General features: G+C 68.8%; 11 protein-coding genes. 3 read left to right on the forward strand and 8 right to left on the reverse strand.

Annotated elements, in window-relative coordinates; all coding sequences use genetic code 11:
- Positions 1–24: 24 nt before the first annotated feature.
- The 6 genes from ACSQ3N_RS25240 to ACSQ3N_RS25265 all read right to left on the reverse strand — a co-directional run bounded on the left by ACSQ3N_RS25240 (position 25) and on the right by ACSQ3N_RS25265 (position 6,867).
- Positions 25–1,005, reverse strand: a complete 981-nt coding sequence (locus tag ACSQ3N_RS25240) for a glycerophosphodiester phosphodiesterase family protein (protein ID WP_436147778.1) — start codon at positions 1,003–1,005, stop codon at positions 25–27.
- Positions 1,006–1,159: 154 nt separating this feature from the next.
- Entirely contained in the window at positions 1,160–1,498 is a 339-nt protein-coding gene (locus tag ACSQ3N_RS25245) for a DUF4124 domain-containing protein (RefSeq protein WP_436147779.1), read from the reverse strand.
- A 180-nt stretch (positions 1,499–1,678) separates the two neighbouring features.
- A complete protein-coding gene (locus tag ACSQ3N_RS25250; RefSeq protein ID WP_436147780.1) occupies positions 1,679–2,290 on the reverse strand; it encodes a YbhB/YbcL family Raf kinase inhibitor-like protein in 612 nt (203 codons plus the stop codon).
- A 449-nt stretch (positions 2,291–2,739) separates the two neighbouring features.
- A complete protein-coding gene (locus ACSQ3N_RS25255) occupies positions 2,740–3,516 on the reverse strand; it encodes a helix-turn-helix transcriptional regulator (protein ID WP_436147781.1) in 777 nt (258 codons plus the stop codon).
- 199 nt (positions 3,517–3,715) lie between these two features.
- Positions 3,716–3,943 (reverse strand): hypothetical protein, encoded by a 228-nt coding sequence (locus ACSQ3N_RS25260; protein WP_436147782.1) that lies wholly within the window; start codon positions 3,941–3,943, stop codon positions 3,716–3,718.
- Positions 3,943–6,867 carry a DNA topoisomerase III gene (locus ACSQ3N_RS25265; protein WP_436147783.1) on the reverse strand — a complete coding sequence of 975 codons (2,925 nt, stop codon included), beginning with the start codon at positions 6,865–6,867 and terminating at the stop codon, positions 3,943–3,945. Before ACSQ3N_RS25265 ends, ACSQ3N_RS25260 begins: the two co-directional genes overlap by 1 nt.
- 166 nt (positions 6,868–7,033) lie before the next feature.
- Between ACSQ3N_RS25265 and ACSQ3N_RS25270 the strand changes: the two genes are divergently transcribed.
- The 3 genes from ACSQ3N_RS25270 (at position 7,034) to ACSQ3N_RS25280 (ending at position 9,496) form a co-directional block, all read left to right on the forward strand.
- Positions 7,034–7,735 carry an SET domain-containing protein gene (locus tag ACSQ3N_RS25270; protein WP_056411216.1) on the forward strand — a complete coding sequence of 234 codons (702 nt, stop codon included), beginning with the start codon at positions 7,034–7,036 and terminating at the stop codon, positions 7,733–7,735.
- Complete coding sequence (locus tag ACSQ3N_RS25275; RefSeq protein WP_436147784.1) at positions 7,732–8,589, forward strand: biotin--[acetyl-CoA-carboxylase] ligase; 858 nt, start codon at positions 7,732–7,734, stop codon at positions 8,587–8,589. The genes ACSQ3N_RS25270 and ACSQ3N_RS25275 overlap by 4 nt, the downstream gene beginning before the upstream one ends.
- Before the next feature lie 157 nt (positions 8,590–8,746).
- On the forward strand, positions 8,747–9,496 hold the full coding sequence (locus ACSQ3N_RS25280) for an SPOR domain-containing protein (RefSeq protein WP_436147785.1): 750 nt from the start codon (positions 8,747–8,749) through the stop codon (positions 9,494–9,496).
- A gap of 301 nt (positions 9,497–9,797) precedes the next feature.
- Here the strand turns inward: ACSQ3N_RS25280 and ACSQ3N_RS25285 are convergent, their stop codons facing one another.
- Positions 9,798–10,820 carry a tripartite tricarboxylate transporter substrate-binding protein gene (locus ACSQ3N_RS25285; RefSeq protein ID WP_436147786.1) on the reverse strand — a complete coding sequence of 341 codons (1,023 nt, stop codon included), beginning with the start codon at positions 10,818–10,820 and terminating at the stop codon, positions 9,798–9,800.
- 242 nt (positions 10,821–11,062) lie between these two features.
- Positions 11,063–12,514, reverse strand: a complete 1,452-nt coding sequence (locus ACSQ3N_RS25290) for a sensor histidine kinase N-terminal domain-containing protein (protein WP_436147787.1) — start codon at positions 12,512–12,514, stop codon at positions 11,063–11,065.
- Positions 12,515–12,670: the final 156 nt, after the last annotated feature.

Here is a 12,670-nt window from a genome sequence, read left to right on the forward strand (position 1 = left end):
CGGGCCGCGCCCCTCAGCGCGCCGTTACTTGCCCTGCACGTAGGCGTTGCGCGTGGTCACGGCCAGGTCGGGGTAGTTGGCGAACATGCCGTCCATGCCCATGTCCAGGTACTTGCGGAACTCTGCAGCAGCCAGCGTGGCGTCGGCCTGCGCAAAGGTCCAGCCGTGCACCTTCAGGCCTGCGGCGTGGGCCTGGTCGATGAAGGCCTTGGTGACGGGGTAGGTGGTGTTGTTGATGAGCACGCCCACGCCTTCGTTGAAGCTGGCCACGTCTTTCAGCGTGAGCGGCCGCACGCCGGTGGCACCCGTCACGCCCATGCGCACGCTGCCGTCGGCCGCGGTGGTGGCCACGCCCAGCAGGATGAGCGGCATCTTGTTGTTCTGCGCGATCTGCTTGGTGCGCAGGCTGCGCAGCGTGGCGTCGCTGAACGACTGGATGAAGACCTTGCTGGTGCCGTTGTAGCCGTTGGCGTTCAGCGTCTTGAGGATGCCGTCTTCCATGACCGGGTCGGCCTGCTTGGCCTCGGGGTAGATGCCCACTTCGCGGCCCACGGCGCTGCTTTGCTTCTTGGCAAAGTCCACCACCTCTTGAAAGGTGGGCACGGTGAAGGGACTGGTGGCGCTGGGCACAAAGCCGGGGTAGCTGACCTTGCCTGTGCCGGTGGGCACCACGGTCAGCGTCTTGATTTCTGCGAGGGTGAAGTCGGCCACCTTGTAGCCGCCGTTGCGCTGCGCAAAGAGCGTGGCCACGTTGGTGGTGCGGTTCAGGGTGTCGTCGTGGATGGCCACGAGTGCGCCGTCCTTGGTGATCTGCAGGTCGGGCTCGATGAAGTCGGCGCCCATGCGGATGGCCAGTTCGTAGCCGCCCAGCGTGTGCTCGGGCAGGTAGCCGCTGGCGCCGCGGTGCGCGATGACCTGGGGCTGGGCAGGGGCGTCGTCGCTGCCGCCGCAGCCGGTAACGATGAGGGCACAGAGGCAGACGGCTGCCAGGGAGAAGGCTTTCATGGGGGATCGTTCCATTTTGGAAAAGAGGCCGACTCTATCGACGCACCAAGGCAGTCTGGTGACAGGGCCCGGGGGCCTGGCACATGCGGGACAGCCTTACTACCGGGGATGCCATGCGCTCCGATCTTGATGGCGCCGGCAGGCGTTATTTGCATCACTTCGGCAGCGAGGTCAAGGCGCCGTCCACGGGTTGCTCGCGGCTGCCCTTGGGGCAGGGCTGGTCGGTGTAGGTGACGCGGCCGTCCTGCACGCACTTGCGGGGCTGCGCGGGCAGCGGCTCCGAGGCTCCGCCGCGCGCTGCGCGGGCTTGGCCGGCCTGCTGGCCCGGTGGCAGCGTGTCCGGGCCGGGGCGGGTGATTTTCTTCCACGCCTGGTCGGCCCACGGGCCCGCTTGCGGCAGCCACTGGTCGGCCGTCCACCATGCGGCGGCGGCAGCGGCCAAGAGCAGCGCGAGGGCGATGGACCAGAGGGCTCGTTCGCGGGTACTGCGCATGGGTGGGGCCTTCAGTAGTGTGGGCAGGGACGACCCACGCTGGCACGGGCCGGACGCCGCGAGCTTACGGCAAGACAACGCAGGTGCCCACCTCGCCCCGCTCCACCCGACACGGCCACTGCGGTCACTGCGGTCACTGCGGCCACTGCCATGGCCCGGGCGCCCGGGTGCGCAGCGCGCCTACTGGGCCGCGGGGCGCCCGTAGCGGGCGGTGAGGGTGGCCTTGCCCAGGCTGTGGGCGTTGACCATGTAGCCGGCCAGCGCCGCCGTTGCGTTGGCGGGCAGGTCGAGCCGCGGTACCTTGAGCGCATGCACCGTGAAGATGTAGCGGTGCGGCGCATCGCCCTCGGGCGGGCAGGTGCCGCCCCACGCGGCCACGCCGTAGTCGATGCGCACGTGGCTGGCACCTGCCGGCAGTTGCGCGCCGCCCGCCGCGCCCGCATCGGCACGCAGTTCGGTCACGCTGGCGGGGATGTTCACCACCGACCAATGCCACCAGCCCGAGCCCGTGGGTGCGTCGGGGTCGTACATGGTGACCGCAAAGCTTTGCGTGCCGGCGGGCGCGCCGCTCCAGCGCAGCGCGGGCGACTGGTTGTCGCCTGCGCAGCCAAAGCCCTTGAACTCGAAGCGCTGGGGCAGCGTGCCGCCCGCGGCGAAGTCGGGGCTGCTGAGGCTGAAGGCCTGGGCGTGGGCGTGGGCGGCTGTGACGGCCAGCGTGCCGGCTGTCAGTGCGAGGCCCACTGTGGCCATGGTGGTCAGAAGGCGGCGGTGAAGCGAGGGACGTTGTGGCATCAAGAAGGCTCCTGCAATAGCGGTGTGGAACAAGGCCTTGATGGTGCTTCGCGCCGTGCTTTGGCGCTGGCCCGGCGGCGTCAATCGCTGTGCGCTGCGCGTCAGGGGGGTCGCGCTCGGCCACACCCCAGGGCGTTCGGGCTGAGCCTGTCGAAGCCTTGCGCGGCGCTTCGACAGGCTCAGCGTGAACGGACTTGTCTTCATTTTGGCGGCTTCCCAGCGGCATAACCTCCACACCCCGATCGGGCTGAGCCCGTCGAAGCCTTGTGCAGCGCTTCGACGAGCTCAGCGTGAACGGACCGGGCTTCTTTTTCAGTGCATTCCCAACGGCATCACTTGCACAACCCGTTCGGGCTGAGCCTGTCGAAGCCCTGCGCAGCGCTTCGACGAGCTCAGCGTGAACGGTTTGTCGTTTTGTCGTTTGCCCGCAGATCGGCACAGCCGACGCATCACGGCCGCAGTTGCGATGGCGGGAAGCCGAAGCGTTCGCGGAATGCGGCGCTGAAGCGGCTGTGCGATTCGTACCCGCAGCGGCCGGCGATCTCGGAGACCTGCAGCGTGGAGCTTTGCAGCAGCACCAGCGCCGTCTCCAGCCGCACGTCGCGCAGGCACTGGCTCACGGTGTCGCCCTCTTGCGCCAGGCGGCGCTGCAGGGTGCTGGGGCTGATGGCGAAGGCCGCGGCGATGCGCTCGAGCGTCCAGTCGGCCTGGGGGCTCGGGCCCACCAGGCGCCGCACGCGTTCGGCCCAGCCCAGTTCGCCGGGGGGAGCGAAGACGATGTCCGATTCGGCCAGGAGCAGCAGCACCTCCAGCGCGCGGTGTTCGCGCAGCGCCTGCGAACTGGCGTCGCTCTCCAGCGCGGCCACGGCGCGCATGTAGCCGTCTTCGAACGCGGCATCGGCAGCGATGCCGGCGCAGCCTTGCACCGGGGCCACCGCGGCGAACTGGCCGAACTGTCGGTGGAACTGCGCCACCAGCTCGGGCGCAAAACACAGCAGGCGCGCCACATAGCGGCCTTGCGGCGCCGGGTCGTTGACGACCTCCCACTGCGCGCCGCGTGGCAGCACGAACACCCGCCCGCTGGGATAGCGGTGCCCGCCGCCGGGCGCGACCAGGTGCTTGGTGCCCGACACCACCCAGCCCACCGAATCCATGCGCACCGTGACGGTGTGGATGCGGTGGTGGACCGTGGTGGCGATCTGCAGGGACAGTGCGGGCTCGCCCATCACATCACTCTTTCCAGGGGTGCGGGTGGGCGGCGATCACCTGTGCGGTCCAGGCTGGTGACGCGATGCGCTGTGGGCAGGCCCACTGCGTGCGGTGGCCACCGCGGCGCCGAATGGACGCGAGCGACGCTGAACCAGATGCACACCTCGGCACCTCAAGCCTCGCCGCCTCACCACCACACGCCTTCACCTCAATACCTCAGCGCGTGCGCTCCCGCGTCACGTTCACATCGATATCGCCGAACACCGTCACGCCGCTGCCGCCCTGCTGCTGGCTGGCGGGGTCGCTGGAGCGTGCAGAGCCCGAGGTGCTGGTGCTGCCGCAGCCACCCAGCGCGCCGACGACCACGACGGCCCCGAGCGTGGTGAGGGCGGCGCGCCAGACGCGGCCAGCCCGCGGCGTTGTGCGTTCAGCTTGGGGGGTCATCATTCGCCTCCGAGGTGGTTGCCCAGGATGCCCGCCAGCTCGAACATGCCGGCGCTGTCCTTGCCGAACACGGCGCGCAGCTTGTCGTCGGCGACGATGGTGCGCTTGTCCTTGGGGTCCTGCAGGTTGTGGGCCTTGATGTATTCCCACAGCTTCTTCACCGCCTCGGGGCGGGCCACGGGATCGGTGCCGATCACGGCGGCCAGGGCGGCGCTGGGGGCCTTGCCGGCGGCGGCCTTGCGCGGTGCCTTGGCGGCGGCGGTCTTGGTGGCCGGGGCCTTCTTGGCGGCTGCGGGCTTGGCGGTTTTCTTGGCGGCGGCGCCGGGCTTGGCGGCCTTGGCCGCGGCGGCCTTGGCGACAGCGCCGGGGCGCGGCGGGAACTTGCTCGGCGCGAACTCGAAGTTGACCTTGCCCGCGTCTTTGTCCCAGGCCAGGTGGGCCTTGAAGGCGCGGCGGGTGCGCATGCTCACGAACTTGTCGAGCAGGTCGGTCTTGCCGGTGTCCAGCAGCTTGGTCATCTGCTCGCGCTCCACGGGCTGCTGCAGGATGATCTTGCCGCTCTTGAAGGTGCAGCTCGGCGTGGGCTGCGCGGCGGTGGGCACGGCCTTGCTGCACACGTAGTTGCTGCCGTGCTCGTGCACTTCCGATCCGCAGATGGGGCAGGGGCCGAGCGAGGCGTCTTCAAACTCCACCAGCTCGCCGGACTCCTCGCCCTTCTTGTCGTCGCCGAAGTCGAATTCGAGCTTGTAGTTGTGCGCCTCGTCGTCGTACTTGATGACGATCTCGGACGTGAAGGGCCAGCCCGCCTTGGAGCGAAAGCCCTCCAGCGGGCCGATCTTCTTGTCGCGCAGCAGCGCGTTGGCCTCGGCCGTCTCGAAGGTGCGGCCCGCGGGCGACTTGCCGAAGCTGAAGCCGCAGCCTTCCGCCCCAGGCTTGCCCACGCAGGCAAAGCGGCGGTAGTTTTCTTTGACCGTGCCGCCGCAGTTGGGGCAGGGCGATTCGAGCGTGGCGTAGTCGCCGGGGATGGTGTCGCGGTCGTATTCCTTGGCCTTCTTGACCATGCGCTCGGTCATGGCGGCGATCTCGGCCATGAAGGATTCGCGGCTGAGCTGGCCCTTTTCCATCTGCGAGAGCTTGAACTCCCATTCGCCGGTCAGGTCGGCGCGGCAGAGTTCTTCGACCTCCAGGCCGCGCAGCAGCGTCATCAGCTGGAAGGCCTTGGCCGTGGGGATGATCTCGCGGCCTTCGCGCAGCATGTACTTTTCGGTCAGCAGGCCTTCGATGATGGCCGCGCGGGTGGCTGGCGTGCCCAGGCCCTTTTCCTGCATGGCAGAGCGCAGCTCCTCGTCGTCGATCTGCTTGCCGGCGCTTTCCATGGCGCCCAGCAGCGTGGCTTCGGAGTAGCGTGCGGGGGGCTTGGTCTTGAGGCCCTTGGGGTCGGCGGCGAGGGTGCTCACGCTTTCGCCGGGTTTGACGGGCACGAGATTCTGGCCCTTGTCGCCCTCCTTGCCGCCTTCGACCTCGTCGGCCGCTTCCTTGCCGTAGATGGCCAGCCAGCCCGGCTTGACCAGCACCTTGCCTTCGGTCTTGAAGCTATGGGGCGCCACGGTGCTGATGCGGGTGGTCACCGTGTATTCGGCGCTCGGGAAGAACACCGCCATGAAGCGGCGCACGACCAGGTCGTACAGCTTCTGCTCGGCTTCGGACAGGCCGCTCGGTGCCTGCAGCGTGGGGATGATGGCAAAGTGATCGCTGACCTTGCTGTTGTCGAAGATGCGCTTGGACGGGCGCACATAGTTGTTGTTCAGCGCGGTGAGCGCGTGCGGCGCCAGGTGCCGCATGCCGCTGTCGGCCAGCATCTCGAAGGTCTGCTTGGCCACCGGCAGGTAGTCCTCGGGCAGCGCGCGCGAGTCGGTCCGCGGGTAGGTCAGGGCCTTGTGGCGCTCGTACAGGCTTTGCGCCAGCGCCAGCGTGGTCTTGGCCGAGAAGCCGAACTTGCCGTTGGCCTCGCGCTGCAGGCTGGTCAAATCGAACAGCAGGGGCGACGCTTGCGTGGTGGGCTTGCTCTCTTCGGTGACGGTGGCCGGCTTGCCGCGCACGGCGTTGGCAATAGCCGTGGCCTCGGCGGCGGACCAGACGCGGTCCGCGCGCATTTCCACATCCTCGCCCTTCTTCCACTTGGGGTCGAACCACTTGGCGGGGTACTCGCCCGCTTCGGCGCCGAAGGTGGCGTGGATTTCCCAGTAGTCGCGGCTCACGAACTTGCGGATCTTTTCTTCGCGCTCCACCACCAGCGACAGCGTGGGCGTCTGCACCCGGCCCACGGTGGTCAGAAAGAACCCGCCGTCGCGCGAGTTGAACGCCGTCATGGCACGGGTGCCGTTGATGCCCACCAGCCAGTCGGCCTCGCTGCGGCTGCGCGCGGCGTGGGCCAGGCCCGCCATCTGCTGCTCGGTGCGCAGTGCGTCGAAGCCGTCGCGGATGGCCTGCGGCGTCATGGACTGCAGCCACAGGCGCTTGACGGGCTTGCCCAAGGGCTTGGCGCCGCCGGCGTACTGCTCGATCAGGCGGAAGATCAGCTCGCCCTCGCGGCCCGCGTCACAGGCGTTGATGAGTTGCGTGACGTCCTTGCGCTTGGCCTGCTTGACCACCGCGTTCAGGCGCGTCTTGGTCTTGTCCACGGGCTTCAAGTCAAAGTACGGCGGGATCACGGGCAGGTGGGCAAAGCTCCACTTGCCGCGCTTGACGTCGAACTCCTCGGGCGCCTGGATCTCGACCAGGTGGCCCACCGCGCTGGTGACCACATAGCGGTCGTTCTCGAAGTGGTCGTCGTGCTTGTCGAACTTGCCCGCCACGGGCGTGAGGGCGCGCACGATGTCCTGTGCCACGGAGGGTTTCTCTGCAATTACCAGGGTCTTGGTCATTTTTTGGGGGGCTCTTGCCTGTCGTCGTTCGTTCTGCGTTCTGGGGGCCAAGCGACCGGGTCCGGCCCGGGCGCTTCTACAATTCGGGTTTCGCGCGCATGTACGTACGCATACATGCACGCGCACGCACACACGTGTGCACTATCAAGTTAACAGAGTTTTTGCCATGCCCCGCTTTGCATCGCCTGCTGCCCCCACCATCGCCCCGGGTCGCCGCATCCAGACCCGGCACTCGGCAGTGCACGGCAACGGCGTGTTTGCCGTGCAGGACATCGCCGAGGGCGAGGTGCTGGTGGAGTACACCGGCGAGGTCATCAGCTGGCAGGAGGCGCAGGACCGCCACCCCCACGACCCGCTGCAACCGAACCACACGTTTTACTTCCATGTGGATGAAGACCGCGTGATCGACGCAAAGTTCGGCGGCAATTCGTCGCGCTGGATCAACCACAGCTGCAACCCCAACTGCTACGCCGACGAACGGGACGGCCGCATTTTCATCACGGCGCTGCGCAATATCAAGGCAGGCGAAGAGCTCAACTACGACTATGGCCTGATCATCGAAGAGCGCTACACCCCCAAGCTCAAGGCCGAATACCCCTGCTGGTGCGGCAACGCCAACTGCCGCGGCACACTGCTGGCGCCCAAGCGCGGCTGGGCACCGCCGGTGCCGCGCAGCCCGGCGAAAGCAGCCAAAACCGCCAAGGCGGTGAAAGCGAACGCGAAGGCCAGCCAGGCCGCAGAAGCCGCCAAGCCCGCCAAGCCCATCAAAGCGGCCAAGACCGCAAAGACCCCCCAGACGGCAAAACCCTCCAAGGCCGTGAAGCCGGCCCAGCCCCAGGCGAAGACCGCCCAGGGCCGCCGCGCGTGACCGCGCCCATCCGCTGGCCCGCAGAGGCCGTGTGGGAAGCGGTGTCACCGTTGTTACCCGGTTTTACCGTCGAGGTGCTGCCCAGCATCGATTCGACCAACACCGAGCTGATGCGCCGCGCACGCGCCGGCCAGTGCGACCCCACCCTGCTCGTGGCCGAGCAGCAGACCGCAGGCCGCGGCCGCATGGGGCGCGCCTGGCAGAGCGATGTCGGCTCGTCGCTGATGATGTCCCTGGGCCTGCCGCTGGCGCCTGCCGACTGGTCGGGTTTGTCGCTGGCGGTGGGTGTGAGCGTGGCCGAGAGCCTGCAGCCCCTGCTGCCACCCGTCGGCGCGGCCCACCCTGCCCGCGTGGGCCTGAAGTGGCCCAACGATTTGTGGCTGGGCGGCGCGGGTGGCGACCGCAAGCTGGGCGGCATTCTGGTCGAGACGGCCAGCTTCGTGTCGCCGCAGGGCGCGGCGCCCGCCCCTGGCGGGCTGCCCCACACTCAGCGCTACCAGCGCTACGTGGTGGTGGGCATCGGCATCAACGTGCTGCCGCGCAGCGGCGACGGCATGAGCATGCCGCCCGGCAGCCTGCAGGACGTGGAGCCGGGCCTGGATGCACCCGCCGCGCTGCTGCGCATCGTGCCGCCGCTGGTGAGCCTGCTGCGCTCGTTCGAAGGCTACGGCTTCGGCCCCATGCAGCCCCGCTTTGCGGCGCGCGACGTGCTGCAGGGCCGCGCGGTGACGCTGAGCGACGGCACCGCAGGCACGGCCCATGGCGTGGGCGAGGACGGCGCGCTGCTGGTGCACACGGACGCGGGCATGCAGGCGATCACGAGTTCCGAGATCAGCGTGCGGCCGGTGGCATGAGATTCCCCCTGAGCCGCTTCGCGTCATCCCCCACAGGGGGACGCCACCCCTGGCCCGGCGAAGCCGGCTCCACGGTGGCGCTGGCGGGGGTAGCGCCAGTTTTTACGGCAGGTGCGTTGGACCTACGCTGGTCGAACACCGCTATTGAAAGGACACCATGCTGCGACTTGCCGTGATCGTGCTGCTGCTGGCCAATGCGGGCTACTACGCTTGGTCGCAAGGGCTGCTCAAGAGCTGGGGGCTGGCCCCGGAGGAGCAGGCGGAGCCCCAGCGCATGGACCAGCAGATCCGGCCCGAGACGCTGCAGATCCTGCGCGTGAACCCGGGCAAGACGTCCCCGTCGTCCTCTTCGGGCACCTCGCCCTCTTCTTCGGCGGCTCCGGCCACGCCCGGCTCTTCATCCGGCACGGCCACGGCGTCCAGCGATGCTGCCTCTTCGTCTTCCCCTCCTCCCACCGAATCCGCCGAATGCCTGCAGGCCGGTGTGTTCGACGAACGACAGGCCGAGGCGCTGCGCACCGCTGCCGCGCCGCTGCCGCAGGGCAGCTGGGTGATCGACCCCACGCCCGTGCCGGGCCGCTGGATGGTCTACATGGGCCGCTTCGAAGACCAGGAAGCACTGGACCGCAAACGCTCCGAGCTGCGGGCCCGCAAGGTGGACCACGACCGCGCGGGCGGCACGCTGGAGCTGGGTCTGTCACTCGGCCGCTTTGCCTCCAAGGACGCCGCCGAGCGCGAGCTGGCCAACCTGGCCACCAAGGGCGTGCGCACCGCGCGCGTGATCCAGGAGCGGCCGGACACCGCCGGCTTCACCCTGCGCCTGCCCGCAGTGACCGACGCGCTGCGCCCGCAGCTGGAGGTGCTGCGCACGGCCATGGCGGGCAAGACGCTGCGCAACTGCGGCTAGGCCCGTTGCCCGTTGCCCGTTGCCCGTTGCCCGTTGCCCGTTGCCCGTTGCCCGTTGCCCGTTGCCCGTTGCCCGTTGCCCGTTGCCCGTTGCTATAAAAAATATAGCTCTTAGCGCTTGCCCAACCAGCGGTAGAGGCTAAAAACATTCAGACCCTCGAGGCTACGCGCCTTTGCCGGATGCATCGGGTTTGTGCAAAGACAGACCGCGGCGCGCCGCAATCCACCGACATGGCACCCGAGGCAAACACCGCAGGCGATGTGTTGCCTGCCTGCGGCGGTGGACGCGGCAGCCCCCTTCTTCAATCCAGCGTGATCCGCGCAAACCGGCTCACGCGGCGCATCTTCTCCACCTCTTTGCGGATCTGCGCGGCAAACTCGTCGGGCAGGCTGCCGGATGCGAACAGGCCCTGCTCGCCCAGACGCGCCAGCACGCCGGGGTCTTTGAGCACGGCGGCCACGCCATCGCGCAGCCGGCGCGCCGCGGCGGCCGGCATGCCGGCGGGGGCCACCAGGCCGAACCATGACGGGTCGTTGTTGGAGAACAAGCTCAGCTCGGCGTAGGTGGGCACCTGGGGCAATACCGCCAGGCGCTGGTTCCACGACACCGCCAGCGCCCGCAGGCGGCCTGCCTGGATGTGCGGCAGCGACGACGCCACCTGGTCGAAGTACACCGGCACCCGGCCCGCCAGCACCTCGGCCAGCGCGGCCGTGGCGCCGGCCTGGGGCAGGTGGGTCATGCGCACATTGGCACTGCTCTTGAGCAACTCGCCCCACATGTGGCCGATGGTGCCGTTGCCCGGCGATGCGTAGGCCAGCTGACCGGGCCGTGCCTTCAGGTGCTGCACGAACTGCGCAAAGTCGCGCACCGGCAGGCCGGGGTGCACCACCAGCACGCCCGGGGCCTTGACGATCTCGGTGATGGGGGTGAAGCCGTCGAGCGCGTTGTACGGCAGCTGTTTGTAGACCGCGGGGTTCACGCCATGCGTGGACAGCGTGGCCACGCCCAGTGTGGCGCCGTCGGGTGCGGCAGCGGCCACCTCGGCCATGCAGGTGGCGCCGCCCGCGCCGGGGCGGTTTTCCACCCCCACCGGCATGCCCAGCCACTGCGACAGCGGCCCCGCCAGCACGCGCGCGGTGATGTCGGTGGCGCCGCCTGCGGCAAAGGGCACGAGCAGCCGCACGGGCTGGCTGGGCCGGGCCTGCGGTGCGCTGCCGGCCGAAGCCGGCTGCCCCTGCCCGTAGGCAAGCCCCTGAAGTGGGCCGCCCAGGCAGGCTGCGGCGGTGGAGATCAGCAGCTTGCGCCGGCTGGTAGTGGTGGGCATCGTGGAGTCCTCGCCTCGCGGCATGTGCTGCGGCCCATTCTGGGCAGGCGATGCCGCGCTGGCTAACGATGTTTGGGCCTCATCACATTCCGCGGTGGAATGTGCGGCTGCAGTGCTGGATATGCGGGGAGATTGGCACGCTGCAATGCATTGCGTGATGGACGAGACGCGACACGATGCAATCGCTGCGCGCTGCAGTGACGCACAGTTCAGTCAACAGTCGACAGGCGCCAGGCACGCCGTCAGCCCCCCGCCACCACATCCCGCGCCGCAAACCGCACGCTGAAGCACGCGCCGGGCGGGTGGTGGCCGGGGCGCGCGTCTTCCAGCGTGACCTCGGCGCCGTGCTTGCGCGCGATCTCCAGCACGATGGGCAGGCCCAGGCCCGAGCCGTCGGCCTCGCTGCCCAGGGCGCGGTAGAACGGCTGGAACACCAGTTCGCGCTCGGCCTCGGGAACGCCGGGGCCGGAGTCTTCGACCTGCAGCAGCAGCACGTGGCCGAAGGTGTCGGCCAGCACGCGGGCGGTGACCACGCCGGGCTTGGCGGGCGTGGACGGCGTGTAGTTGATGGCGTTGTCGAGCAGGTTGCGCACCAGCTCTTTCAGCAGCGTGGGATTGCCATCCAGCAGCACGCCGGGCGAGCCGGGCTCGGCGCCGTCGTAGCCCAGGTCGATGCGCTTGTCGAGCGCGCGGGGCACCGAGTCGCGCACCACCTCGATCACGAGCCGCGCCAGGTCGCAGGGCTGGCGCGCAATCCCCACGCCGCTGCCCTCGGCACGCGCCAGGGCCAGCAGTTGGTTGACGGTGTGCGTGGCGCGGATGCTGGAGCGCCCGATCTGCTGCAGCGAGCGCTTGAGCTCTTCGGTGCTGGTGCCCTCGCGCTGGGCCAAGTCGGCCTGCATGCGCAGGCCTGCAAGGGGGGTCTTGAGCTGGTGCGCCGCGTCGGCCAGAAAGCGCTTTTGCGTGGCCAGCGAGTCGTTCAGGCGCTGCAGCAGGTCGTTCACCGACGAGACCAGCGGCGCGACTTCGAGCGGCACGGTGCGGTCGTCCAGCGGCGACAGGTCGTCGGGGTTGCGTGCGCGGATGCGCTGCTCCAGCTGGTTGAGCGGCTGGATGCCGCGCGCCAGCGCCAGCCACACCAGCAGCACCGCCAGCGGCAGGATGACGAACTGCGGCAGCATCACACCCTTGATGATTTCGGTGGCAAGCACGCTGCGCTTTTCCCGCGTCTCGGCCACCTGCACCAGGGCCAGGGGCGTGCCTTCGAGCGGCAGGCGCACCCAGATGTAGGCCACGCGGATCTCGATGCCGCGCATCTCGGCATCGCGCAGGCGCACCTCGCCGGATTGGGGGACTTCGTCGCCCGCCGGCTCGGGCAGCTCGCGCTCGCCCGACAGGAACTCGCCGCCCGGAGCGATGACCTGGTAGTAGACGATGTCGGAGTCGTCGGCCCGCAAAATCTCGCTGGCGGGCTGCGGCAGGTTGAACTGCACCTTGCCGCCGGACACCGACACCAGTTGGGCCAGCGCATGGGCGTTGTATTCGAGCGCCCGGTCGAACGGCTTGTTGGCCAGGCCCTGGGCCACGAGCCAGGTCAGCGCCAGGCTGACGGGCCACAGCAGCAGCAGCGGCGTGAGCATCCAGTCGAGGATCTCGCCGAAGAGGGAGCGCTGCTCTCGCTGGAAGATTTTCAAGGTTTCAAGCCTTTTGGGCCGCTACCGCTTGTCCATCAAGCGCCAGCAGCTATCATTTTTATTGCAAATAACTCAGACGTCACACTAGCACCGCTGCCGTCAAAACTGGCGTGCTCCAGGCCAGTGCACCCGTGGAACTGGCTCCGCCAGGCCACC

Source organism: Acidovorax sp. LjRoot194 (assembly GCF_964253015.1).
Taxonomy (GTDB): Bacteria; Pseudomonadota; Gammaproteobacteria; order Burkholderiales; family Burkholderiaceae_C; genus Acidovorax.